The following is a 24293-nucleotide window of genomic DNA, read 5'->3' as shown; positions in this document are numbered from 1 at the left end:
GGGCGCCCCGCCGCAGGCCGCCGCCGGGCCGCACCAGGACAGCGCCGCCGGCCACACCCGTACGGCCCCGGGCGGTGACGGCGGCGGCCGCCCCGCCCCCGCCGCGCACACGACACCCCATCCGGCCACGACCGCGGAACTTGCCCCCGGCCTCGACGGCGTACGGCAGGTCCTGGCGGCGGGCGGCGCACCGGAGGCGCTGGCCGAGAAGACCGCCGAGACGCTGGGCGAGCGCGCGGCGGAGGCGCTGCGCGAGGACCCGTGGCAGCTGCTCGCCGTGCCGGGCGTCCGCCCCGAGCAGGCCGACGGCTTCGCGCGGGCGCTGCTCGGCCCGGAGTGCGGGCCGGGCGACGACCGGCGCGCACAGGCCCTGGTCGGCTGGTTGCTGGAGCAGGCCGCCCTGGCGGGGCACTCCGCGCTGGAGGCGCCCGCGCTGCGCGCCGCGCTCGCCCAGCGGTCCGTACCGGACCCGGACGAAGCCCTCCAGACGGCCATCGCCGAGGGCGCCGTGCTGGTCTTCCAGGACGCCGTCGAGACGCCCGGCGGAGCCCGTCCGTCGGCCGGCGACGAGGACGAGGAGCAGCCGGTCCGGGTCCTGCTCGGGCTCGACCGGTTCGCGATGGCCGAGGAGAGCGTCGCGGACGGCCTGGCGCGGCTGCTCAACACCTTCGAGGAGCCCACCGAAGCGGGCGGGGAACAGGCCTCGGACGACGCCACCGAGACGGACGACGGCCGGCCCTCGGACGACGCCGCCTCCACGGACGCCCAGCAGGCCACGCACGCCCAGCAGGCCACGGGCGACACACCGGCCCCGGTCGGCACACCGGCCCCGGACGACGTGTCGCCCCCGAAGGCCGCGCCGGACCCGTCCGACCTCTCAGCCCCGTCCGACCTCTCAGTCCCATCCGACCTCTCGGACCCGTCCGGCCTCTCAGTCCCATCCGGCAGCCCGCAGGAGGAGGAAGACCTCCCCGTACAGGCCGTCCGGCAGCCCTCCGCCACCGCGTGGGAAGCGGCCGCCGCGGCCGCCCCCTCGCCCTCCGCGGCGGAGCTGATCCGTACGGCCGCCCGCAGCGGCCTGATCGCGCACACCGGCGCCGAGGCCGCCCGCGCCGAGCCCGCCGCGCTGATCGCCGCGGCCCGCGCGCTCGGGCTGCGGGCGTGCGGCGCCACCCATGCCCCGGACGGCCGTGCCCGCCTGGCCCGGCACCTCGCCGAGGCCGCCGACGCGTACACCGGCCTCGCCGCGGCCCGGGCACCCGGTGACGCCTCCGCGGCCGCCGTCACGCTCTCCGGGCTGCTGGCCGGCCGCGAAGGCCCCGGCCGGGACGCGGACGGCGCGCTCGCCCTGGACCTGCTCGTCGTCCTGGACGCGCCGCAACTGGACCTGGAGACCGCCGCGATGCTGGTGGAGTCGCTGGCCGACGGCGCCCGGCTGGTGCTCAGCGGCGACCCCGGCATGCTGTGGTCGGCCGGCCCCGGCCGGCTCTTCGCGGACGTGCTGGCCGCCCGCTGCTGTCCCCAGGTCGCCTCCCGCACCCCGGACTTCGGGCCGGTCGGCGAGCTGGTCTCGGGCATCGGCATCGGCGAGCTGAACCAGGTCGAGGCCCCCGGCAAGGAAGTGGTGATCATTCCGGCGCGCGACCCCGGCGAGGCGGTGCACCGTACCGTCCAGCTCTTCGCCGACTCGGTGCCCCGGGCGATCGGTGTGCCCGCCGAGCAGACGCAGGTCGTCACCGTCGGCCACGGCGGCGCCGCGGGCACCCGCGCGCTGAACGCAGCCCTCAAGGAGCGGCTCAACCCGGGACCCGGCCGGTTCGGCGGCTTCGACCCGGGCGACCGCGTCGCCTACTCGCCCGCCCCCGGACGTACGGTCACCGGCCAGGTCACCGGCGCCGACGCGGCCGGACTGCACCTGGACTGCGCCGGCTCCCCCGTGGTCGTACCCCGTGAGCGGGTGAGCCCGGAGACCGTGCGGCACGGCTGGGCCGTCACCGCCCACCAGGCGGCCGGGGCGCGCTGGCCCGCCGTGGTGGCCGTGCTGCCGGGCGACGCCGCGAAGGGGCTCACCCGCTCCTGGGTGTACACCGCCTTCAGTCGCGCCGAGCGCCATCTGTCCGTCGTGCAGGGCGTGGACCAGGCGCTGCCGCGCGCGGTCGCGGAGATTCCGGCGAAGGAGCGCACCACCCGCCTGCGGACGCTGCTCCAACTGCACACGGCCCAGGCCACGGCGGACGCGTCGGCCGGCTGACCCCAGGACGCCCGGTGCCGGGGCGACACGCGGCAACGCGCCGCCCCGGCACCGCCGTACGGCCTTCCGGCGGATGTCCGTACGCCGTCAGCGCTCCCCGTCGAGCGTCTCCAGGATGTCGTCGTCATCGGCGCCCAGTTCCTCGTCGAAGACGGAGCTGACGTCGAAGCGGCACACCACCCGCTGGGGATCGGTCTGGTCGAACGGCGCGGACAGCCACTCCCCCGGTTCGGGCGTCTCGTCGGCGGCGACGACCCACAGGGTGGAGTCGCCCTCCTCCAGACCGAACTCCTTGTGCCGGGTGGCGATCTCGTCCGGTTCGAACTCCCCGAAGAGCACCCCCAGCGCCGCGTGCACGCTGCTGCCGACCACGCCGGCCACCGATCCCGTGCCACCGTTGACCGCCCTGGCCTCCGCCGCGGCGTCGGCGGCCGACTCGGGGTCCAGATCGGCGATCCGCTGGGCCTGCGACAGCAGCCGCTGTGGTTCGACCACCGCGTAGTCGCGCCGGATCAGCACGCTGAGCGCGCTGGGTTCCTCCGGCCCCGCGTAGGCGGGCAGGGTGTCGTTGCCGGGGATCTCGAAGGGGGTGACCTCGTCATAGGTGTCGTACAGCAGCTCGTCGTACGCCTCAGCCGCCGCGGCGAGTTCGTCGAACGCGGCGTAGACGGCGGGGTCGTCCTGGCCCGAGCGGTGTTCGACCGCGTCGAGGTGACGGTCCAGCGCGGCTTTGACCGCCTCGGCGGCGGCACGTACCTCGGCAGCGGAAGGCTGCGCAGCATCAGACATAGTGCAGACGCTATCCGTACCGGGGCCGGTCCCGCACAATAGATGCGATGCCGGAATACGAATTCTGCGATGTGTATGTGCCGCGAGGGGTCTCCCGCAAGGCCGCCACACGCCTGCTGACCGACCATGCCGAGTACGGACACTGGGAGTTGGACCGCCTGCGCCTCAACCCTGACGGCAGCCGCCGCGTGCGGCTGCGCCGCCGTATCATCCGCCAGCTCCGGGCGACCTGGTGACCGGTCACCACCGCCGCGGCACGGGCCGGACCGTATGACCATCTCCGGAATCCCCGGTTCCGCACGATCCGCTCGCGCCGGTGCCGGACAGCCCCGCGCACGGCAGGATCCGGAACGACAGGCTCCGGAACGGTGGAATGCAGAACGGCGGGATGCAGAACGGCGGTATGCGGAACGACAGGCTCCGGAACGCCGGGCCGTCGGCCGTCAGCCCCCTCCTCGACCCCTCCGCATACGGCAGAGCGGGCCCCGCCGGCGCGGGGCCCGCTCTGCCGTGCCGGCCTGACGGCGCGGACGGGCCGGTACACGACCGGCCGCCACCGCCACCGCCACCGACACCGCCGCCACCCGTTCGCCCTGCGCCCGTTCGGTACGCCTGGCGGCCGGGCCGGTCCCGGGCGGAGCGCCCGCGGACGGTCAGGCCCGTGCGGAACGCGCGCGGCGGTACAGCACCGCACCGCCGATCAGCAGGCCCGCGCTCGCCGGCAGCGCGATGCCGAGCGCTCCCGCACCGGTCTGGGCGAGGAAGTGCTCCCCGTCCCCGGGCGGGGTGTCGATCCGCGTACGCGGCGTCGACTCCTCCTCGCGGAGCTGCGGTGCCCGTTCCTGTACGGCGCCCGCCGTGTCCGTCGTGTGCGGCCGGTGCCCCGGGGCGGCCGGGCCGGCCGGTTCGCCCGCTCGGTCCTCGGCCGGGGACGCCGAACCGCCCGGGGCCCGTGGGCCCGGCCGGCCGTCGGTCGGCCGCGGGTCCTGCCCGGCCGGGGTGTCCGGCGTCGAACCGTGGTCGGTGCCCGTACCGGTGCCGTCGCCGGTGCTGCCGCCCTCTTCCGCGCAGCCGTTGGCGTTGACGGGGTTGCCGAGTCCGACGACCGACACCGAGTTGCCGCAGGCGTTGACGGGCGCGTGGATCGGCGCCTGCACCTGGTTGCCCGATCCCACACCGGGCGAACCCTGCGCCGAGCCCTGGGCACCGGCGCCACCGCCGCCGCGCCCGTTGGCGCCGTGACTCCGTCCGCCGGACGCGCCGCCGCCGCTTTCGCAGCGGTTTCCCATGGCGGGATTCAGCAGTCCGACGACGTTCGCGGAATTCCCGCAGGCCTGCACCGGGATGTCCACGGGGATTTGGGCGGCATTGCCGCCCAACACCCCCGGGGAATGCGCGGCATTCCCCTGCGCACCGGAATCCGCGTGCGCGTAGCTGCCCGCGACGGCCAGTACACCGCTCGCTGCCGCCATCGTGATCAGGCCCTTTTTCGCGACCTGTCGCATAGGTTCGCTCTCCCCTGCCTCTGACTTCCGAATGACCCGCGGCGCGTCGCACGGCCGCGGGCCGGAACAACCGTCGGCTCCGGAGTGCATGGCGCGCACTCCGGAGCCGACCGGGGTTACAGCCTTACGGATTCAGGCACAGCGTCAGTCGTTGACGCAGGTGTTGCCAAAGGCAGGGTTCAGCAGCCCGACGATGTCAATCGTGTTGCCGCACAGGTTGATCGGCACGTGGACCGGGACCTGGAGGGTGTTGCCCGAAATGACACCCGGGGAGTTCAGGGCAGCGCCCTGCGTCCCCGCGTCGGCGACGGCGATGCCCGCGCCAGCGAGCACCAGACCGCCGGTGGCAGCCGCGGCAGCGACGACCTTCTTGATCATTATTCCTCCTTGTTGGCAATGCGGTCCCAGCCGCGGACCGCACTCTCTGCAACGAGGAGAAGGTGATGAAGCTACGAGCCTATGACGCCATTCACCCGTTCCGGCTACATGCGCACACCTGGCCGAAAGCCCGGGCGGCGTACCACGTCAGGGCCCGGTTTTCCGCGTCGCACCGCGGCAATTCGCCGGTCAGCTCTGCTCGATGAACCGGTCGAGTACACGCGTACCGAACTTCAGTCCGTCGACCGGCACCCGCTCGTCCACGCCGTGGAACATCCCGGCGAAATCCAGCTCCGGCGGCAGCTTCAGCGGCGCGAATCCGAAGCACCGGATACCGAGGTCGTCGAAGGACTTCGCGTCCGTACCGCCGGAGAGCATGTACGGAACGGCCCGCGCGATCGGGTCCTCGGCCTTCAGGGCCGACTGCATGGCCGCCACCAGCGGGCCGTCGAAACCGGTCTCCAGTGCCTTGTCGGCATGAATGTCCTCGCGCTTTACCCGCGGGCCGAGAATACGGTCCAGATCGGCGAGGAATTCCTCCTCGTGGCCGGGCAGGAACCGGCCGTCGACGGCCGCGGTCGCCTGGCCCGGGATGACGTTGACCTTGTAGCCGGCGCCCAGTTGGGTCGGTGCCGCGGTGTTCTGCAGCGTGGCACCGATGATCTTCGCGATGCCGCCCAGCTTGGCGAGGGTCTCCTCCATGTCCTCCGGGTCGAGCTCGGTGCCCAGGGCGTCCGACAGCTCGTCGAGGAAGGACCGTACGGTCTTGGTCACCCGCACCGGGAACTTGTGCCGTCCCAGCCGCCCGACCGCCTCGCACAGCTCGGTGATCGCGTTGTCGTTGTTGGTCATCGACCCGTGACCGGCCGTGCCGTCCACGGTCAGCCGCATCCAGTGCATGCCCTTCTGGGCCGTCTCGATCAGGTACAGCCGCAGGTTCTCGTTGACGGTGAAGGAGAAGCCGCCGACCTCGCCGATGGCCTCCGTCACCCCCTCGAAGACCCCGGGGTGCTTGTCGACGAGGTGCCGGGCGCCGTACACGCCGCCCGCCTCCTCGTCGGCGAGGAAGGCCAGCACGATGTCGCGCGGCGGCTTGCGCCCGGAGCGCAGCCGGTCGCGGACGACCGCGAGCGTCATCGCGTCCATGTCCTTCATGTCGACCGCGCCGCGGCCCCACACACACCCGTCCGCGATCTCCCCGGAGAACGGGTGGTGGGTCCAGTCCTCCGCGTTCGCGGGCACCACGTCGGTGTGCCCGTGGATCAGCAGCGCGGGCCGCGACGGGTCCGTGCCCTCGATGCGGGCCACCGTCGAGGCGCGGCCCTTGTGCGACTCGATGACCTGCGGCTCCAGGCCGACCTCGGCGAGCTTCTCCGCCACGTACTCGGCGGCGGCGCGCTCACCGGGGCCGGAATGGTCGCCGTAGTTGCTCGTGTCGATCCTGATCAGGTCCCGGCACAGGTCGACGACCTCGTCCTCGCCGGTGACCGTACGGGCCGGCTGCGACTCGCTCACACTGCCTCCTCATGGTTCACGGCCGCGCCGTCCTCCCGAAGGGGGCCCGGACCGCGGCGGGGGTCCACCGCCATCCTCTCTCTCGGCGGCCCTGCGCCCAAGGCCGCAATACTCCCGACATGCGCTGGTCACAGGCGTACCCCTGGCGCCGGACGGCCGTGATCGACCACCCCTGAACGTTTGCTATTGTTTTCCATGTCGGAACGGCCCAGCGGGCCACACCGGCAGACACCTGGTCCGGGTGGCGGAATGGCAGACGCGCTAGCTTGAGGTGCTAGTGCCCTTTATCGGGCGTGGGGGTTCAAGTCCCCCCTCGGACACCAGCAGGAACCCCAGCTCAGCTGGGGTTCTTTTGCGTTCGTCGGCATGGGCCCGACCGACCACCCGCCGACGGAACGCGACCGGGACCGACGGCGTCCGACCGATCTCCGCTCGCCACCCGGCGCGCATGAGTGTTCACCTCGTCACAGGACAGGGACCGGTCGGCGCGGCCACCGCGCGCCTGCGGTCCGCAGCACCGAGTGCCACGTCGGCCGTCTCGCCCATGTCGGGGGAACTTCGGGAAGTCCGGTACCGGTCCGACCGGCCGTTCGTGATGGACTCCGATGCGTACCGTGCCGCGTTCGCCGCCGAGGCGACGCCTCTTGACCGTCAGCTCGAAGCGACGGTGGTCACGGGACAGCGTGGGTGGGGGGGCGGCTGAACGGCAGTCCGCGCCGCCGTGGGGCAGCGGCTCATCGCGCCGGCGCCGCGCGACCGTGGCAACCGGCCGCCGTCGCGACGAGCTCTCCCTCAGGCGGACACCCCCGTCGTCCGCGTGAGTGGACATCGGAACTGCTCTGTTCATCTCCGCTAACGCGCTCCGACGGTAAGTGCACGCAAGAGTCCTGTCAACTAGGATGAGTTGGCACTCCAGGCAGCTCACCCCGGCGCGTTCACGAAGGAGACCTGATGTCGTCACTGGCCGGGAAGGTCGACAAGCTGTTCACCACGATCCGCGCGAACGGCCGTGAGTACACCTACGAGGAAGTCGCACGCGGGTGCAGCGAACTGAGTGGCGGCACGTTCTCCAAGACCTACGTCTGGCAGCTGCGCACCGGTCAGCGCACCAACCCCACCAAGCGCCATCTGGAGGCGCTCGCCGCGTTCTTCCGGGTGCCGGTGGCCTACTTCTTCGACGACGACACCGCCGACCGCGTCGACTCCCAGCTCGCGCTCGCCTCGGCGATGGGCAACGCGGAGGTCCGCGACATCGCGCTGCGCGCCATGAGCATGGACGACTCCGGCCGCAAGTCGCTGGCCCGCATCATCCGCGAGGTCAGCCTGCTGCACGCCACCAGCGGCGCGGCGCGTGGCCGGCAGCCGAGCCGTTCGGCCGACGGCGAGGAGTAGTGCTCCGGATGCCCTTCCCCTGGCGTGGCCGCCACGGCAACGGGTCTTCCGGGATGAAGGCCATGCGCCGGCAATGCCGGGACAAACTGGCGTCGTTCGGACTTCCCGCCTGTTACGACCTCCCGCAGCTGTGCGACCACCTGGTCCGGGTACGGGGGCGGGAACTCGAACTGGTGGCCATGCCGATGGAGACCTCGGGGCCGTGCGGTCTGTGGCTGTCCTTCCCCGGTACGGACTACGTCGTCTACGAGGCGCACACCAGCCGCCACCATCAGGAACACATCATCGCCCACGAACTGGCCCACATGATCTGCGGTCACCACGGAGTCGGCGTCCCCGGGACCGACCCCGGCAGTCTGCTCTTCCCCGACCTCGACCCCTCCCTCGTACAGGACCTGCTGTACCGCGAGAACTACTCGGACGCCCAGGAACAGGAAGCAGAGGTCATGGCTTTTCTCCTCGGGGAGGCGCTGCGCGCGGCTCCACGCGGTGGTGCGGCGGCGCCGGACCCGGACAGCGCGCTGGGCCGGGTGCACGGTTCGCTGAACTGGCGCCGTGAGGACGGTTCATGACCGGCATCACCCACATCCGCTACCCGATCGCCGCGCTCGCCTGCTGGATCGCGTTCGCCTACACCCTCGTACCGCTGCTGCGCGGGCACCGCCGCAACGCGGGGCTGACGGCACTGTGCGTCTCCTTCGGCTGCCAGGGCATGTACCTGGCGATGTCCAGCCCCGCCCGCTGGACGGGCACCCTGTTCGGCACCATCACCTGGTACAACGTCTCGGTCCAGCTGTGGATCATCGCGGTGCTCGCCAGCCAGCAGATCCTGCTGATCCACTGGATGTACCCGCGGGACGAGGCCCGGGTGCGGGCCAGGCGGCGGCTGTTGCTGCTCGCGGTGGTGCCGGTGACTATGGCGGTGCTGTTCTTCCTGGCGACCCTCCAGGGCCCGCCGCGCAACGTCTTCAAGCACCTGGGCGACCAGCCGTTCTTCGTCGCCTATCAGGCCGCGTACCTGACCGCGTTCGTGGTCGGCAAGGTCCTGGTGGCCCGTGCGTGCTGGCACTTCGCCAAGCTCACCGACCATGCGTGGGTGCGCCGCGGGCTGCGTATCGCGGCGGCCGGCGCGGCTGTCGAGCTGGTCTATCCGGCCGGCCGGTACGCCGATGTCTTCCTGACGCAGTACGGCTGGAATCCGCTGCAATGGTCCGACGTGTCCCGTACGACGCTGACGATCGGCATGGTCCTCAACATCGTCGGCTGGACCGCGCCGCTGTGGGGGCCGCGGGTCTCCGCCGCCCGCGGCTGGCTGTCGGACTACCGCAGTTACCGGCTGCTGCGCCCGCTGTGGCTGGCCCTGCACCAGGCCCATCCGGAGATCTCGCTGCCGTCCAGCACCGGCAGCGACCTGTCGGCCCTGTACGACCTGCGGTTCCATCTGCACCGCCGGGTGATCGAGATCCGGGACGGCTGTCTGGCGCTGCGCGGGCACCACGGCGTTCCGGGCGCGGTGCCCGCGCCGGGGCAGGGAGCCGCCGAGCAGCGGCACGCCGAGGCGGAGGCGGCGCACATCGCGGCGGCGCTCGCGGCCGGGCCCCGGGCGCCGGGGCAGGTACCGGTGCCGGTACCGGACGGGGACGCGGCGGACGGCCTGGCGGTGGGCGGCCCGGCAGTGGACGGTGCGGCGACGGGTGGCCTGTTGATGGACGGTCCCGGCAGCGCCGCGCAGGACCCCGCGGAATCGGGCGGGGCACCCGCGTCCGTGGCGGTCGGCGGGCCGGACTTCTCCGCCGACGTGGCGTGGCTGGTCAAGGTGTCCCGGGCGTTCGCCCGCCTCCGGCCCGCGACGGCGCGGGCCGGACAGTGATCCGTACGGACCGGCCGGGTCACCCGGCGAACGGCACACCTTCCAGCCCCTGGGCCACGCCGGGTACGACGAAGAGGTTCCCGGCCTCCGGCTCGACGTCCCCGAGGTCGCGGCGCGCCGAGGTGACGTAGAGGTCGGTCAGGTCCGGGCCGCCGAAGCCGCACGAGGTGGTCAGCGAGGCGGGCAGGGTGATCTCACGGTCCAGCCGCCCGTCCGGGGTGTAGCGGCGGATCGCGCCGCCGCGGAAAAGGGACACCCAGATGCCGCCCGCGGTGTCGGTGCACATGCCGTCCGGGAGGCCGTCGGTGTCCGTGACGGCGGTGAGCGGGCGGCGGTTGGCCGCCTTGCCGGTGTCGAGGTCGTAGTCGAAGACGTCGATCCGGCGGGTGCGGGTGTCCACGTAGTACATCCGGGTCGCGTCGGGGCTCCAGGTGATGCCGTTGCTCAGCTGTATGCCGGTCGCCGCGGTGTGCGCGGTGCCGTCGGCGTCGACGCGCGCCAGCCAGCCCGGGGAGGTCTCGCCGGCGATGGTGCCCACCCACAGACGGCCCCGGCCGTCGATGCCCGCGTCGTTGCCGCGCACGCCCTCCTCCGCCCATGCGGTGAGCCACCGGCGGGTCCCGTCCGGTCCGGTCACCGCGACGCCGTCGCGCAGGCTCAGCACCAGGCCGCCGCCCGCCCGGGGCAGCGCCGCCGCCACCGGCTGGTCGACGACGGTGACCGTGTCGCTGCCGTCGGAGGGGCGGTAGCGGTGCACCCCGCCCTCGTTCATGTCGACCCACAGCAGGGTGCCGTCGGCGGCGTCCCAGGCGGGGCATTCGGCAAAGTGCGCCCGTACGGCCAGGGCCACTTCAACACTCACGGTGCACGGTCTCCTCGTCACAGGGAAGGCGGGTCAGGGGTCACAGGGAGAGTACGGGGCCGAGCGCGTCCATCAGTGCGGCGGTGCCGTCCCCGTCCAGGACGTCGACGACCGGCAGCCCCAGCGTGCGCAGGCTCGCCACGCTGTCCCGGCCCCGGGTGGCGACGGCGACGACGGGGGCGCCGCCCAGCTCCTCCACCGTACGGATCTCGCTGCGCGGCTCCCCCACCGGGAGGTGCTCCCAGTGGTAGCGGTGGGTGCGGCGCGGGTCGTGCACGAAGACGACGGCGTCGGGCTGCGAGCCCTGGAGGATCGCGGTGGCCAGGCCGCCGAAGGCGGGGTGCCGCACGGACGCCTGGCCCTTGATGAACAGCAGGTCGTGCCGGGGGTCGGCCCGCAGCACCAGGTGTTCGACGAGTCCGGCCGCCTGGAAGACGGGGGTACGGTCGATGATCGCGCCCTCCGTGCAGCCGGCCAGCAGGCAGGTCTGGCCGGTGCCGACGTACCCGGAGGCGATGCCGCGGGCCCGTGCTTCCCGGTGCAGTTGCAGGGCGACGGTCCGTTTGCCCACCGCGCAGTCGCTGCCCGCCACGTGGACGAGCCGGGCGCGGGAGCGCCGCAGCCGGCCCGAGTACTTCGGCAGTTCGTCGTGCGGGCGCCGGACGTCGACCAGTTGCTGGCCGTTCGCGGTCTTGCCGGCGAACTCGGAGTGGCGCAGCTGGAGGTGGAGGCAGGAGATGACGTGCAGGCCGTTGCGTACGGCGGTGGCGATCTGCTCCCACCAGAACGCCGGGAGGTCGCCCGGCGGCCGCGGCGCGTGCCGTACCTCGCCGTCCACGACCTCCACGTGGTCGGATTCGGTCACGGTCACGACCAGCGCCTCCGGCCCGTACGGCAGGGCCTCCTCCAGTGAGGCGACGACCGGGACGTCGGTTCCGGGCACCACGGACGCCGTGCTGCCGGACGGATGCAGGCGGTCGACGACCGCCACGGTGTCGAGGACGGTGCTGTGCCGCAGCACCCCTTGGGCGGTCTTGCCTTCGAGACGGGCGAAGACGCCGTCGGCGAAGAGCACGGCGCGGAGCGGAAGCCGCGGAAATCCGGAGAGGACCATGAGCGGAACCCTACTCACCGGACCTTTTCCGTGGAACGCGGGAGACGGCCCCCGCACGGGCCCGCACACGGCCCGGCGTCCGGTGTCCGGGGCCCTGTGCCCGGTGCGCGGTCCCGGGCGTTTCGCCGGCCGGATTCCCCCGGGAGCGGTACGGCGGGGGTTGGTCCGTACCGCCGGGCGGCGGTGACCGGCGGTCATCCGGCCGGGTTCCGGACGGCCGCCGTTCCGGGTTCGGCGGACTGTGAGAATTCTGCGGGTTCGGCGGGCTCTGCGGCGAACGTCTTCGACTCCATCAGGAACTCGGCGAGCGAACCGTCGTGCGGCAGCCCGGGGCGGGTCCAGTGGGTGGGGACGTCGCCCAGGTGGACGTTGCGGATCCGCGGGCTCGCGACGCACTCACGTACCAGGGCGGCGTCCTCGCTCAGCACCGTGAGGGACAGGGTCCGGCCGAACGCGGACGGGCGCAGGTCCGGTTGCCAGGGTGCCACGGCCACGTAAGGGAAGGGCAGTTCGGCGCCGAAATGCGGGTCGCGCGGGCTGTCGAGGGCGACGACGACCGGCCGGAGTACGGCACTGCCGTCGCCCAGGTCGGCGAAGAACCGTTCAGCCGGGTCCGTGTCCGGGGCGGCCGCCAGCTGCGTACCGACCGTGTCGTGCAGCTGCTCCGCGAGGCGCCGGGCCTCGTCCAGCGGCCGTACGGGCAGCACCGCACCAGGATGGTCCGGCGGCAGCAGCGGGAGGCGTCCGAGCCGGTCGGCCAGCGCCCGCGCGAGGCCCTGCGGGTCGTCCTCGCACAGGACGGCGCTGGCGTTGAGGCACTGCACCCCGGCGTCGGCGGCCACCGCATCGGCGACGGTGTCCAGGTGGTCCCGCCAGGGCACGTCCCGAGTGATCAGGACCTTGGAGCGGCCGGGCCCCTGCGCGAGGACCCGCCGACTGTCGGCGTAGCGGGCGACGACGCCGTCACCGCCGTAGACCAGCCCGAGGTCGGCCTGTTCGACCAGGGCCTCCGCGTGCTCGTGGGTGGTCGGCAGCAGCGCCGTGTACGCCGGTGCCAGCCCGGCCTCGCGCAGCGCGCGGACCAGCCGCCGCGGGGTGAACGGGTCACGCTGGGAGGGGCGGACGGCGACGCGGTGGCCGAGGGCGAGGGCGCCCAGCCACTCCAGGTGGGTGGCGGGGTGATTGCCGGGCGCCAGCACACCGAGGACGTCGCCCTTGCGTGCCCAGACCGCCGTCGTGGCGCCGGCGGACAGCTCGTCGAGGGGCACGGCGCCCGTGGGGCGCTGCGCGGCCAGGGTGTCCGCCGCGGCGCGGCCGGTCCGCGCCACCCGGTCGAGGGTGCGGCGGGCGACGGAGACGGGCAGCCCGGAGACCAGGGCCTGGCGGCGGCAGTACGCGTCGGGGGTCTCCCCCTCCAGGGTGGCGGTGGCGAACAGCTCGCCCGCCCTGGCGAGGGCCGCGAGGCGTTCGGCGGTGGGCTGTTCCGGCGCGGCGCGCATCTCGTTGATCACCTGGCGGATCAGCAGCGGCGGCGCGAGCGACAGTTCGCCCGCCGGGCTGCCGGTGGCGTCGGTGAAGGCGGTGCGGGTGGCGGAGCGGTACGGGCCCGAGGGCCGTTCGACGGTGATGTCCTCGGCGGAGGTGCCGGTGCCGGGGGTCGCGACGGCGTGGCCGGTGCCGGGGGTCGCAGCACCTGTGGCGGTCCCGGCGTCCGTTTCCGGTTCCGGACGGCCTGCCACGTCAGTACACCCCTTCGATGATCTTCTTGCCGCCGTCGGTGAACGGCTGGACGTCGGCCACCCCGTCGCCCCCGAAGCCCGGCACCGGCGCGACGCGGACCGCGGTGTCCCGTTCGAGCACGTGCGGCAGCAGCACCTCCGGGCTCAGCTGGCGCATGCACACCCGCCCGCGCTCGCCGTACGCCACCTCGCGGGACAGGTCGTCCGGGTCGAGCAGGGACAGGTGCACGTACGGGTGGAAGCTCTGGAAAACGCAGGGTTCGGTGTCGCCGGGCGCGGCCGGCCGCTGGGGTGCCGCGCCCATCATCGTGTTCCCGTACAGGCCGCTGACGGCCGCGTCGGGGAAGACCTCGCCGGACAGCAGCCGCAGGGTCTCGGGATCGATGGAGGTGCTGCCCCACATGATGCCGCGCACCTTGTCGCGGACCAGCCCGGCGAGGCGCGGGCGTTCGGCGATGGCCTCCAGGAGGGGCGGGGTCGCGTACAGCAGGGAGACGTTCTGGGAGGTGAGCACCCATTCGGCCTGGTCGAGGATGTGGTCGACGTAGTGCCGGGCGATGTCGCTCTGGCCGTCCTGGAGGCAGCGCCGTACCCAGCGCGGGTCGAGATCGACCGGGAAGAACACCGCGCCGCGCAGCCGGGCGAGGCCGCGCAGCGCGTCGGCGACGACGTGCGGGCCGGTGGGGCCGAGGAAGAGCAGGTTGCCGTCGCCGGAGGGGAAGCCGTGCTGGTCGAGGACCTCGGACCACCAGCGGGTGTTGCGTTCCCACTGGCCGAGGTCGACGATCCGCTTGGGGGCGCCGGTGGTGCCGCCGCTCTCCCAGACGGCGGGCAGCCTGCCCAGGCCGCGCAGTCCCGCGGGCACCAGGTCCTCGACCGGTACGTCCCGCCACTCGGCGCTGACGTCGGGGAAGCGGTTCAGGTCGGCGAGGGTGGTGATGTCCTTGCGCGGGTCGAAGGGCAGTGACGCGGCGCGCTCCACCCAGAACCGGGAGCCGGTGGCCGGGTCGAAGTGCCATTCCATGGCCGCGGCCACGACGGCGTCGGCGGAGGGCAGTTCGTGCCAGGGCGTGCCGAGTACGGCATCCACGTCGCGCATCTGGTTCACCTCTCTGCTGGCTGGGTGCCTTCGGGCGCGGGACGGCCCCGGCGTGCGGGGAGTGTCCCCGGGCCGGGCCCGTCCGGTGGATCCACCGGATCATGGGATGTTTTTCCGTGCAATGCGGCCCCGGGCATTCCGGCTTGAAGCGGACGGGGGCTGGCCAAAACCGTTTCCCCGCTGCTGGTCGGGGTGGTGATGGGGCCTGCTCGGCCCCGGTCCGCGGGTTCCGGATGGTCCGCCGTACGCCTCAGGACCGGACGGCCCGCAGCGCGAACAGCAGCGGAACGCGCGGTTCCTGCGGGGGCAGTCGCCACCATCCGTTGTCCGCCTGCTCCATCGTCGCGAAGCGCTTCCAGGGCAGCAGGTCCGTCTCCCGCAGCCGGTCGACGGTCAGCCCCGCGCCGACGAGCGCGTTGACGGTCTCACCGAGGCCGTGCCGCCACTCGTAGCTGGTCGTCGCGCCCTCCACCGGTGGTCCGTCGGTGTACGTGTGCGGCGTGTCGCTGCGGTGCACGCCCCGGCCCTCCAGGTAGTCGTGGGCCAGCAGCAGCCGCGTGTCCTCGGGGTCCTGGCCGGGGTCGGGAGCGGGGCCCAGGGAGTTGAGCAGCGGGTGGAACTCGACCACGTACAGCATGCCGCCCGGCCGCAGCAGCCCGGCGACCACCTGGGCCCAGCGGGACAGGTCGGGCAGGTAACAGAGCGCGCCCTTGCCCGTGTAGACGACGTCGAAGCGGCGGCCGCCCAGCGCTTCGGCGGCCTGGTGCACATCGGCCTGGACGAACTCGATGTCCTGTCCGCCGCGGGCCGCCAGGCGGCGCGCCTGGGCCAGCGCGGCGCCGGAGAAGTCCAGGCCGACGGTGTGCGCCGCGCCCCGTTCGGCGAACGCCTGCGTCTCGGTGCCGAGGTGGCACTGGAGGTGCAGGACGTCCCGGCCCGCCAGAGGTCCGAGGTCGTCCCATTCGAAGGGAGCGAACCAGTCGTCGGCGGTCCGTGAACCGTCCAGTCCGTAGAAGTCGCTGGCCACGTGCACCGGGGTACGGGCGTCCCAGTTCTCCCGGTTGGCCCGCAGCATGGCGTCGGTCGTGGGGGCACTGTGCTGGGGAGGGGCGCTGTGCTGAGGAGATGCGGTGTCCTGAGGAGGGGCGCAGTCCTGGTCAGGTGCGGTGTCCTGGTGAGGCGCGTTCGTCCGATGAGGTGTGCTGTCCTGAGTAGTCACGACGGCGTCCCTACCCGGCGGCGCGCGGCCGGATGCCCGGCAGCGGGCCCCGCGACCCCGGCCGGTCAGGTGCGCGGCGGCGTCCTGCGTCTCCCCCGGTGAGGAGGAGGTGGTGCGGGGTGTACCCACCGAAGGACTTCGACATCGGCTGGCCGGATCTCGCGTACGGGATGGCGGCCTGCGGGCGGGACGGGGACGCCGAGCGGTGGGCGGCCACCGTGGAGCGGCGGTTCGGGGACGGCGGTACGGGCGGGAGCGCGCGCGAGGCCGGAGGCGGCGGTACGGGAGGGAGCCCGCAGGGGGCCGGAGGTGGCGGCACCCGGTGCCTGGCGACGCTGTCCGTGCGCAGCGCCCTGGACCTGGCGCTGCGTGCCGCCGCGCTGCCCCGTGGCAGCGAGGTGCTGATGTCCGCCGTCACGATTCCCGACATGTGGCGGATCGTGGCGGAGCACGGCCTGGTGCCGGTTCCGGTGGACCTGGACGCGAGCACCCTGCTGCCCGGCACCGGGCAATGGGAGGCCGCCGCCACCCCTCGGACGAGGGCCGTCGTCGTCGCTCATCTCCTCGGTACGCAGGCGCCGCTGGGGCCTCTCGCGGAGTTGGCCGCGCGGCGCGGCTGGCTGCTGGTCGAGGACTGCGCCCAGGCGTACAGCGGCCCGGACTTCCGGGGCGATCCGGGCGCGGACGTGTCCCTGTTCAGCTTCGGCCCGATCAAGACCGCGACCGCGCTGGGCGGCGCGGTCGCGGTGGTCCGCGATCCCGGTCTGCTGGCGGTCATGCGCGCGCTGCACCGGGAATGGCCGGTGCAGCGACAGGACGCGCAGGCCCGCCGGGTCGCCAAGTACGCCCTGCTGGCGCTGCTCACGACGCGGCCGGTCTACACCGGGGTGGTGGCTGCCGCCGGAGCGCTGGACCGCGACCACACGAGCGGTCTCCAGGACACCGTGGGCGCCTTCGCCGGTACGGATCTCATGCCCGCGATCCGGCATCGGCCGGGCGCCGCGTTGCTGGCCCTGCTGGACCGGCGGCTGCGCACCACGGACACGGCGCGGGCGGTGGCCCTGCGGGCGGCGACGGCACGACGGCTGGTGGCGCGGCTGCCCGATCCGTCGCTGGTGTACGGCGCGGGCGCGCCCGTCCACACGTACTGGCTGTGTGCCGTGCCCACCCCGGACCCCGCTGTGACGACCGCCCGCCTGCGGTCCGCCGGCTTCGACGCGGCACGGCCGACCTCGCTGGGCGCGGTACCGGCACCGCCCGGCCACCAGCAGGGCGCGCGGACCGCGGCGCACCTCGTGCGCCAGGCCGTGTGCCTGCCGCTGCGGCCCGGTATGCCGGAGCGCGCGCTGGACCGGATGGTGGCCGCGCTAGATCCGCAGAGCAGGGAGACCGCGCCGGGCCGTGAGGGCAGCGGGGACGCGGGGCGTCGCTAAGCAGCGCTCCAAACCGATGCCCGGGGGCTTCGCCTTGTCCGGCCCTACGGGCGCCGCGCCCAGAACAGCGCATGGCCCCCGGCGCCTTCCGGCACGAACGCCTCGCCGTCCACGGTGAGCCCGGCCGCGGTGATCCACTCCCGGTAGGTGTCCGCGCCGGGATGGCTCCACCACTTGCTGGCTCCGGCCCCGAGCCAGTTCTCCTCGGTGCCCGTCCAGGCCCCGTGACCGGCGACGGCGAGCAGGGTGCCGTTGGGCCGCAGCCAGCCGGCGATACGGGAGAGCAGGGGCGGTTGCTCGTCGAGCGGCAGGTGGATGAGCATGTAGAGGCAGACGACGGCGTCGAAGGAGGCGTCGGGGAGGTCGAGGCCGACGGCGTCGGCGCGGTGGAAAGTGGCCTGCGGCACGAGGTCCCGGGCCCGCCGGACCTGCACCTCGCTCAGGTCCACACCGGTCACGGCATGACCTGCGGCGCTCAGGGACCGCGCGACGGGGATGCCGCACCCGCACCCGAGGTCGAGCACGTCGGCCCGGCCGGGCAGGCGGTCGAGCAGGGCGGCGATCCAGGGGGCGTACGTGTCGTCCCCGGCGTCGTCGGCACGGTAGGCGTACGAGACGGCGTCGTAGCCGCGCCGGACCAGGTCTTTGGGAGCCTCGGTCACAGGGACGGACGGTAGGCCACCGTCACGGCAGCGGGTGAACGTTTTTCCGGTACACCGAGCACAGCACCTGCGTCTTGGCCGGGCCGCCCACCCGCCAGCGCAGGTGCCACTCCCCCGGCGAGACGACGGTGAACTCGCCGTCGTACAGGTCGGCGGCGCAGGGGTGGCGGGTGGTCCAGTGGCCGGTGCGCAGGTCGAGGTCGTGGAAGGGCCGCCCGTCGGCGAACGTGACGTCGGCGGTGCCGTCCGGGCGCGGGCACAGGCGCAGGGTGCGGGTGGCCGGGACGGTGGTGCCGTTCCAGGTCAGCTCGCCCTCTTCCACGTGCAGCAGTACACCGGGCGCGCTCCCGCCCTCGGAGCCGTCCGGGTCTTCCGTGCTCTCCGGGCCTTCCGCGGCCTCCGGGTCTTCCGTGCCCTCCGTGCCCTCCGCGCCTTCCGGCCGGAAGTGCGCCGTGCCGCGGAAGGTCCCCTGCGTACCGGTACGGACGTCCAGCACCGTACGGTCGACCGTCCACCAGCCGGCCAGGTACTCCGCGGCGTCGGGGGCCCCGTACGGGCCGCCGGGTACGGTCGGGGCGTCGGGCTCTGTGGGCATACGGCCATTGTCCCCGGCGAGGGCACACGCCCGTCGGCCGGGCCGGGCGTTCCGGGCCGCGCGGAATTGCGGTGCGTCCGCGCGTACCCGGTCAGTAGGGTGCCGCGGGGCCGGGGGTGCCTTCCGGCCTGGACGGCGGCGACATGTACGAACGAGGAGACGGTGTGAGCGCAGTGGACGGCGGGCCCGGGACGCGCCGGGCGCGGCAGGTGCTGGTCTTCGACGCCGACGACACGTTGTGGCAGAACAACGTGATCTTCGAGCGGGTCATCGAGGAGTTCCTGACCTGGCTGGACCACCCGGAGCTGGGCCGGGACGGCGTACGGGCCCTGCTGGACGAGATCGAGGCCGCCAACGCCGTGGTGCACGGTTACGGCAGCAAGGTGTTCCTGCGCAGCCTCGGCGAATGTGTGCGGCGGGTACGGCTGCGGGACGCCAGTGAGGCGGAGCTGGCGCGGATCGCGGGCTGGGCGCGGGCGTTCGAGGCGGACGAGGTGGAGCTGATCCCCGGGGTGGCCGAGACCCTGGCGGAGCTGGCCGGGCGGCACGAGCTACTGATGCTGACGAAGGGGGACGCGGAGGAGCAGCGCGCGAAGGTGACGGCGTCCCGGCTGGAGCACCACTTCCGCGGGGTGCACATCGTGCCGGAGAAGAACACCGGCACGTACGAGGAGCTGGTCCGGACGTGCGTGCTGACGCCGGCGGACACCTGGATGATCGGCAACTCCCCCAAGTCGGACATCCTGCCGGCCCGGCAGGCGGGTCTGAACGCGGTGTTCATCCCGAACGACCACACCTGGGTGCTGGAGCACGGCGTACTCGACCCGTCCGACGAACAGGTGCTCCACCTGGAGACGTTCACCGAGCTGCTGCGGCACTTCTGAGCGGCGCGCCGGGGAAGGGCGTACGGGCACGGGCGGCGCGCGACGGTGGTGCCGCGCGCCGCCCGTGGCGTCTCACATCGGGTCGGTGTCCTTCAGTTCGCCGTCCAGGGCGAGCCAGCGGGTGATGCCGATCTCGCGGAGGAACGCCAGGTCGTGGCTGACCACGATCAGGGCGCCCCGGTACGACTCCAGCGCCGTGACGAGCCGGCGTACCGAGGCCATGTCCAGGTTGTTCGTCGGCTCGTCGAGCATCAGCAGCTGGGGCGCGGGCTCCGCCAGCATCAGGGCGGCGAGGGCCGCGCGGAAGCGTTCACCGCCGGAGAGCGTGCCGGCCCGCTGGTCGGCGCGGGCGCCCTTGAACAGGAAGCGCGCCAGGCGGGCCCGTACCCGGTTGGCGGTGACGTCGGGGGCGAACCGGGCGACGTTCTCGGCGACGGTCAGCCCGTCGTCGAGGATGTCCAGCCGCTGCGGCAGGAAGCGGTGCGGTACGTGGATCTCCGCCTCGCCCTCCTCGGGCGGGATCTCGCCCGCCAGGGTCCGCAGCAGTGTGGTCTTGCCGGAGCCGTTGCGGCCGGTGAGCGCCACCCGTTCCGGTCCGCGCAGCTCGATGTCGGCGTGCGCGCCGTAGCGGGCGCGCAGGCCCCGCAGGGTCAGTACGGCGCGTCCCGGCGGCACTTCGGTGTGCGGCAGGTCGACGCGGATCATGTCGTCGTCCCGTACCGCTTCGGCGGCCTCGTCCAGTCTCTCCCTGGCCTCCTCGAGTTTCCCGGTGTGCATGATGCGGTGCTTGCCGGCCGAGACCTGGGCCGCGGCCTTGCGCTGGTTCATGATGATCTTCGGTTCGCGCTTCTGGGCGTACATCTTGTTGGCATATCGGGCCCGGCGGGCCAGCTTGACGTGCGCGTCGGCCAGTTCACGCTTCTGCCGGGCCACGTCGGCCCCGGCGACGCGCAGCATGCGTTCGGCCGCCTCCTGCTCGACGGCGAGGGCGTCCTCGTACGCGCTGAAGTTGCCGCCGTACCAGTGGACTTCGCCGCCGCGCAGATCGGCGATGCGGTCCACGAGGCCGAGCAGTTCCCGGTCGTGGCTGACCACGATCATGACGCCGGGCCACCCCGCCACCGCGGCGTACAGCCTCTGGCGGGCGGCCAGGTCGAGGTTGTTGGTCGGTTCGTCCAGCAGCAGGACGTCGGGGCGGCGCAGCAGCAGTGCGGCCAGCCGCAGCAGGACCGATTCGCCGCCGGACACCTCGCCGATGGTGCGATCGAGGTCGACGGAGTGCAGGCCGAGCTGGTCGAGGGTGGCGCGGGCGCGCTCTTCCACGTCCCAGTCGTCGCCCACGGCGGTGAAGTGGGCCTCGTCGGCGTCCCCGTTCTCGATGGCGTGCAGGGCGGCGCGGGTCCCGGCGATGCCGAGGGCCGCGTCCACCCGCAGTCCGGTGTCCAGGGCGGCGTTCTGCGGCAGGTAGCCGACCTCGCCGGCCACCTTCACGAAACCTCCGGACGGCTGGAGCCGGCCGGCGAAGAGCTCCAGCAGGGTGGACTTGCCGGACCCGTTCAGGCCGATCAGGCCGGTGCGTCCGGGACCGACGGTCAGGTGGAAGTCCTCCAGGACGGGGGTGCCGTCGGGCCAGGCGAAGCCGAGGCCGGAGCAGACGACGGAGGCGGCGGTGGCCGGAGTGGCGGACGAGGGGGAAGAGGTGGTCATACGGGTCTCCTCGGTGCGCGGCGAAGGTACGGGGACGGCGCGGGAGACACCACGGGAAGGTCCACGAGAGCCGGGGGCACCGAGCGGTGCGCCGGGGCGGAGAGGGCGGGCCGGTGACACGGATCGCCGAGGTCGCGGACAGGGGCGCACGGCGGGTGCCGGCGCGCTCTGCGCGCGCTGTCGCACCTCGCGCCGTGGGCGCGGTGTCTCAGGACCTCAGACGAGCAACGGCCTTCTCCTGTCGGCGGCAATGGGGAGGGGAACGGGAAGAACGGTACGAGGGGCGCCGCCGGGACGGCAACGCGATTTTCGTCGCGTCCGGCGGCGCGGCGCGCTCACACCGCCGCGCGTGCCCGGCCCACGCCCTTCCCGGCCGTACGTACGTGCCTTCCTGGCCCGGACCGGACGTCCGCCCCCGCCGCGGCCCGTACGGTCGCCCCTCCCCCGCCCGTCACCCCAGCGCGCGCAGTCGCACCCGCGCCGGGCCGGTCGCCTGCAAGGTGATCCCCGCGGTGAGCGGCACGTCCCGGTCCACCGCCGTCAGCTCGTACGACCGCAGCAGGACCGCCGCCGCCAGCACGGACTCCAGCATCGAGAAGTGCTGTCCGATGCAGGCCCGCGGGCCGCCGCCGAAGGGGAACCACGCGTAGCGGTGGCGCGCCGCCTCGCGCTCGGGTGTGAAGCGCAGCGGATCGAAGCGTTCCGGGTCCTCCCACAGATCCGGGTGCCGGTGGGTCACCCAGGGCGAGACGATCACGTCGGCGCCGTCCGGGATGCGGTACCCGTCGATCTCGGTGGCCGCGACACCGCGCCGGCTGACCACCGGCGCCGCCGGATACAGCCGCATCGCCTCCTTGAGGGCCATGGTCAGCCGCGGCAGCCGGTCCAGGTCGGCGGCCTCCGGGTCGCGCCCCGCCAGTACGGCGTCGATCTCCTCCCGTACGAGGGCCTGTTCCGCGGGGTGCCGGGCGAGCAGGTGGAGGGTGAAGGCCAGCGAGGTCGCGGTCGTCTCGTGCCCGGCCAGCAGGAAGACCAGGACCTGCTCGCGAATCTCGGTGGCGTCCAGGCCGCCGTCCTCCGCGGTGCCCGCGCGGGTGAGGAGCGAGAGAAGGTCCGCGCCCGCGCCGTCCCCGGGCGCCCCGGCGGCCCGCCGGCCGGCGGCGATCCGGTCGCAGACCGCGTTCAGCTCGGCCGTCGCGGCGGCGGCCTTCCGGTTGGCGGGGGTGGGCCAGTGGCGCGGCAGGTTGCGGGGCGCGAAGCCGCGCCGCACCACATACTTGTTGATCACCGGGAAGCAGCGGTGCACGGTGGCGACCGCGGCCTCCACGTCCGTACCGAACAGGATGCGGGAGACGGTGCGCAGCGCGAGCCGGTTCATCTCGCCCACCAGGTCGACGGCGCCGCCGGGCGCGCTGCGCCAGCGGTCGGCGACGGCCTGCGCCTCGGACGCCACGGCTCCCGCGTACCCGTCCACCCGGCGCTTGGTGAACAGCGGCTGCACGATGCGGCGTTGGCGCAGGTAGTCGGCGTCCTGACTGGTCAGCAGGCCGTTGCCGAAGGACTGCCGGACCTCTTCGTAGAACGGGTGGTCCTTGCGGAAGTTCGCGGCCTCGGACGCCAGGACCCGCTGGCTGCCCTCGGGCGAGAAGACCGCGTGGAAGACGCTGCGCAGGCCGGGCGGTCCGGCCACGAAACGGACGATGTCGCCGTGGTCGCGCCGGGCGCGCGTGAACGTGTCGAGGGTGGACCGCCGCAGGTCGAACATCGAGCCCAGGAACGGGACTCCCTTGGGGCCCGGTATGAGCGGGGCGGCGTGCGTCGTGGAGGTCATGGGGGCGATACCTACCCCGCGTAGCATGGGCCGAATGATCAATAAGCGTTCCGGCCGCGCGCCCGCCGAGACCCCGTGCCGCGTCACCGTCTGCCGCGGCTGCTGCTGCGGTGATCCGCGCAAGGTCCCGGGCGTGGACCACGCGGCGCAGATACCCCGGCTGCGGGCCGCGCTGGCGGGCGCGGCCGAGGTCCGCGCCTCGGACTGCCTGGACGTGTGCGACCAGGCCAACGTCGTCGTGGTCCAGCCGTCGCGCGCGGGCCGGGCCGCGGGCGGACGCCCGGTGTGGCTGGGCCTGGTCAACGACGACGGGGCGCTGGACGACGTCGCCGCCTGGATCAAGGCCGGCGGCCCCGGCGTCGCGGAGCCGCCCGGGGTGCTGGACCTGTACACGTTCACCGTGTCGCGCCGGGTGCGGGAGGCGCTGGAGGACTGACGGGGGTACGAGGCGGGGTACGGCTCGCGGGGGCGTCGGGCGGACATCCGCCACGCCCCGGCGGCCCGCTGCGGCATGATGGCGATCATGACGGATGAACGTTGGCCGGAGGCGGCAGAGGTGGCCGGGCTGGCCCAGGACGTCGTTCCCGGCGCGACCGCGGCCGATGTCCGGCCCGTCGGCGAGGGCGGCGACCACGCGTCCTGGTGGGTGGGGCCGGACCATGTGGCCCGCTGCGCGCTGGACCGGGGCGGCTCGGAGCGGCTGCGCCGGGAGGTCGCGGTGCGCGAGCTGATCGGGGAGCGGATCGGTGTGCCGGTGCCGGTCAGTGTGGCGAGCGGTGAGTGGGCGCGCGGCCGCGCCTTCACCCTGGACACCCGCCTGGGCGGGGTCTCCGCCGAACTGCGCCCGGTGACGGCGGCGGGCGAGGCCGAGCTGGCGCGGCTGCTCGTCCTGCTCGCGGAGGTGCCGGTGGCGTCCGCCGAGGCGCTGGGCGTGCCGCCGGAGGCGCCGCGCAACATGCCGGGGCTGCTGCGCCGCGCCACGGCCGCCGCGGAGGCCGCCGCCGCGCGCGGCGAGTTCGCGGCCGGCCGGCTGCCGAGGCTGCGCGTACCGGGGGCGGAGAGCGCCACCGCTCCCGGCACGCTGGTGCACAACGACCTCAAGGGAGAGCACCTGCTCGTCGCCGAGGACGGCCGGATCAGCGGCGTGCTGGACTGGACGGACGCGGTGACCGGCGATCCCGCCGAGGACGTCGCGGGCCTGGCGATCTCGGTCGGCGCGGTGGCCGCCGTACGGATCGCGGAGGCCGCCGGATTCGACCGCGGCGGGTGCGCCCGCGCGCTGCAACTGGCCCGCTGCGACACGCTGACGCTCCTCTCCGACCGGCTTCGCGGCATCGACGACAGTCCGCTGCCGTTGCTGCGCGCGCAGTTGCGGCGGGCGTGGGAGCCGACGCCGCTCGACGGGCCGGAGGGAGCCTGAAGGCCCGGCACCGGCCCGCTCCGCCTGG

The 24293-nt window shown here is 73.8% G+C and carries 22 protein-coding genes and 1 tRNA gene; 10 read left to right on the top strand and 13 right to left on the bottom strand.

Annotated elements, in window-relative coordinates; genetic code table 11:
* Positions 1-2251 (top strand): helix-hairpin-helix domain-containing protein (locus tag JXZ78_RS22730; RefSeq protein WP_238783302.1); only part of this gene is annotated, 2251 nt, incomplete at its 5' end.
* A gap of 87 nt (positions 2252-2338) precedes the next feature.
* Here the strand turns inward: JXZ78_RS22730 and JXZ78_RS22725 are convergent.
* Positions 2339-3040, bottom strand: a complete 702-nt coding sequence (locus tag JXZ78_RS22725; RefSeq protein ID WP_030021446.1) for a hypothetical protein — start codon at positions 3038-3040, stop codon at positions 2339-2341.
* Between the two features lie 47 nt (positions 3041-3087).
* Between JXZ78_RS22725 and JXZ78_RS22720 the strand changes: the two genes are divergently transcribed.
* The gene (locus JXZ78_RS22720; RefSeq protein ID WP_018537156.1) at positions 3088-3276 is read left to right on the top strand and encodes a DUF5703 family protein; all 189 of its coding nucleotides are present in this window, start codon (positions 3088-3090) and stop codon (positions 3274-3276) included.
* A gap of 417 nt (positions 3277-3693) precedes the next feature.
* Here JXZ78_RS22720 and JXZ78_RS22715 read toward each other — a convergent pair whose 3' ends face one another.
* The 3 genes from JXZ78_RS22715 to JXZ78_RS22705 form a co-directional block, all read right to left on the bottom strand.
* Positions 3694-4545 carry a chaplin gene (locus JXZ78_RS22715; RefSeq protein ID WP_030021445.1) on the bottom strand — a complete coding sequence of 284 codons (852 nt, stop codon included), beginning with the start codon at positions 4543-4545 and terminating at the stop codon, positions 3694-3696.
* Positions 4546-4689: 144 nt separating this feature from the next.
* A complete protein-coding gene (locus tag JXZ78_RS22710; protein WP_030021444.1) occupies positions 4690-4923 on the bottom strand; it encodes a chaplin in 234 nt (77 codons plus the stop codon).
* A 189-nt stretch (positions 4924-5112) separates the two neighbouring features.
* Positions 5113-6438: a M20/M25/M40 family metallo-hydrolase gene (locus JXZ78_RS22705; RefSeq protein WP_030021443.1), complete on the bottom strand. Its 1326-nt coding sequence runs from the start codon at positions 6436-6438 to the stop codon at positions 5113-5115.
* A 235-nt stretch (positions 6439-6673) separates the two neighbouring features.
* On the opposite strand from JXZ78_RS22705, the gene JXZ78_RS22700 reads away from it, so the two are divergent.
* The 4 genes from JXZ78_RS22700 to JXZ78_RS22685 all read left to right on the top strand — a co-directional run bounded on the left by JXZ78_RS22700 (position 6674) and on the right by JXZ78_RS22685 (position 9700).
* Positions 6674-6761: transfer RNA gene (locus tag JXZ78_RS22700), tRNA-Leu, on the top strand.
* Positions 6762-7389: 628 nt separating this feature from the next.
* Positions 7390-7830 carry a helix-turn-helix transcriptional regulator gene (locus JXZ78_RS22695; RefSeq protein ID WP_030021442.1) on the top strand — a complete coding sequence of 147 codons (441 nt, stop codon included), beginning with the start codon at positions 7390-7392 and terminating at the stop codon, positions 7828-7830.
* Between the two features lie 8 nt (positions 7831-7838).
* Positions 7839-8402: an ImmA/IrrE family metallo-endopeptidase gene (locus JXZ78_RS22690; RefSeq protein WP_238783301.1), complete on the top strand. Its 564-nt coding sequence runs from the start codon at positions 7839-7841 to the stop codon at positions 8400-8402.
* A complete protein-coding gene (locus tag JXZ78_RS22685; protein WP_033038366.1) occupies positions 8399-9700 on the top strand; it encodes an MAB_1171c family putative transporter in 1302 nt (433 codons plus the stop codon). Before JXZ78_RS22690 ends, JXZ78_RS22685 begins: the two co-directional genes overlap by 4 nt.
* 19 nt (positions 9701-9719) lie before the next feature.
* Here JXZ78_RS22685 and JXZ78_RS22680 read toward each other — a convergent pair whose 3' ends face one another.
* From JXZ78_RS22680 to JXZ78_RS22660, 5 genes are all read right to left on the bottom strand, one after another.
* Positions 9720-10562 carry an SMP-30/gluconolactonase/LRE family protein gene (locus tag JXZ78_RS22680; protein WP_030021440.1) on the bottom strand — a complete coding sequence of 281 codons (843 nt, stop codon included), beginning with the start codon at positions 10560-10562 and terminating at the stop codon, positions 9720-9722.
* A gap of 40 nt (positions 10563-10602) precedes the next feature.
* Positions 10603-11676: a DUF1611 domain-containing protein gene (locus JXZ78_RS22675; protein WP_050502651.1), complete on the bottom strand. Its 1074-nt coding sequence runs from the start codon at positions 11674-11676 to the stop codon at positions 10603-10605.
* A gap of 194 nt (positions 11677-11870) precedes the next feature.
* Positions 11871-13415, bottom strand: coding sequence for an aldehyde dehydrogenase family protein (locus tag JXZ78_RS22670; RefSeq protein WP_050502650.1), 1545 nt, complete (start codon positions 13413-13415; stop codon positions 11871-11873).
* Between the two features lies 1 nt (position 13416).
* Entirely contained in the window at positions 13417-14514 is a 1098-nt protein-coding gene (locus JXZ78_RS22665) for a class I adenylate-forming enzyme family protein (protein WP_078624391.1), read from the bottom strand.
* A gap of 250 nt (positions 14515-14764) precedes the next feature.
* Complete coding sequence (locus JXZ78_RS22660) at positions 14765-15589, bottom strand: class I SAM-dependent methyltransferase (RefSeq protein ID WP_030021436.1); 825 nt, start codon at positions 15587-15589, stop codon at positions 14765-14767.
* Positions 15590-15852: 263 nt separating this feature from the next.
* On the opposite strand from JXZ78_RS22660, the gene JXZ78_RS22655 reads away from it, so the two are divergent.
* A complete protein-coding gene (locus tag JXZ78_RS22655; RefSeq protein WP_050502649.1) occupies positions 15853-17166 on the top strand; it encodes a DegT/DnrJ/EryC1/StrS family aminotransferase in 1314 nt (437 codons plus the stop codon).
* A 44-nt stretch (positions 17167-17210) separates the two neighbouring features.
* On the opposite strand, the gene JXZ78_RS22650 is transcribed toward JXZ78_RS22655, so the two are convergent.
* Both JXZ78_RS22650 and JXZ78_RS22645 read right to left on the bottom strand, forming a co-directional pair.
* Positions 17211-17828, bottom strand: coding sequence for a class I SAM-dependent methyltransferase (locus JXZ78_RS22650; protein WP_030021434.1), 618 nt, complete (start codon positions 17826-17828; stop codon positions 17211-17213).
* Between the two features lie 22 nt (positions 17829-17850).
* Entirely contained in the window at positions 17851-18423 is a 573-nt protein-coding gene (locus tag JXZ78_RS22645; RefSeq protein ID WP_030021433.1) for a DUF6314 family protein, read from the bottom strand.
* A gap of 173 nt (positions 18424-18596) precedes the next feature.
* Here JXZ78_RS22645 and JXZ78_RS22640 point away from each other — a divergent pair, with 173 nt between their 5' ends.
* Positions 18597-19307, top strand: a complete 711-nt coding sequence (locus JXZ78_RS22640) for an HAD family hydrolase (protein ID WP_030021432.1) — start codon at positions 18597-18599, stop codon at positions 19305-19307.
* Positions 19308-19379: 72 nt separating this feature from the next.
* On the opposite strand, the gene JXZ78_RS22635 is transcribed toward JXZ78_RS22640, so the two are convergent.
* Positions 19380-21014, bottom strand: a complete 1635-nt coding sequence (locus JXZ78_RS22635) for an ABC-F family ATP-binding cassette domain-containing protein (protein ID WP_030021431.1) — start codon at positions 21012-21014, stop codon at positions 19380-19382.
* A gap of 451 nt (positions 21015-21465) precedes the next feature.
* Positions 21466-22845 carry a cytochrome P450 gene (locus JXZ78_RS22630; protein WP_030021430.1) on the bottom strand — a complete coding sequence of 460 codons (1380 nt, stop codon included), beginning with the start codon at positions 22843-22845 and terminating at the stop codon, positions 21466-21468.
* Positions 22846-22879: 34 nt separating this feature from the next.
* Between JXZ78_RS22630 and JXZ78_RS22625 the strand changes: the two genes are divergently transcribed.
* Together JXZ78_RS22625 and JXZ78_RS22620 are read left to right on the top strand one after the other, a co-directional pair.
* The gene (locus tag JXZ78_RS22625; protein ID WP_030021429.1) at positions 22880-23281 is read left to right on the top strand and encodes a hypothetical protein; all 402 of its coding nucleotides are present in this window, start codon (positions 22880-22882) and stop codon (positions 23279-23281) included.
* A gap of 87 nt (positions 23282-23368) precedes the next feature.
* Complete coding sequence (locus tag JXZ78_RS22620; RefSeq protein WP_238783300.1) at positions 23369-24265, top strand: aminoglycoside phosphotransferase family protein; 897 nt, start codon at positions 23369-23371, stop codon at positions 24263-24265.
* The last annotated feature ends 28 nt before the right edge of the window (positions 24266-24293 follow it).

The organism is Streptomyces monomycini (assembly GCF_022271435.1).
Classification (GTDB): Bacteria; Actinomycetota; Actinomycetes; order Streptomycetales; family Streptomycetaceae; genus Streptomyces; species Streptomyces monomycini.
Note: the sequence above shows the minus strand (reverse complement) of the source record. Positions and strands in the feature narration are given on the sequence as shown.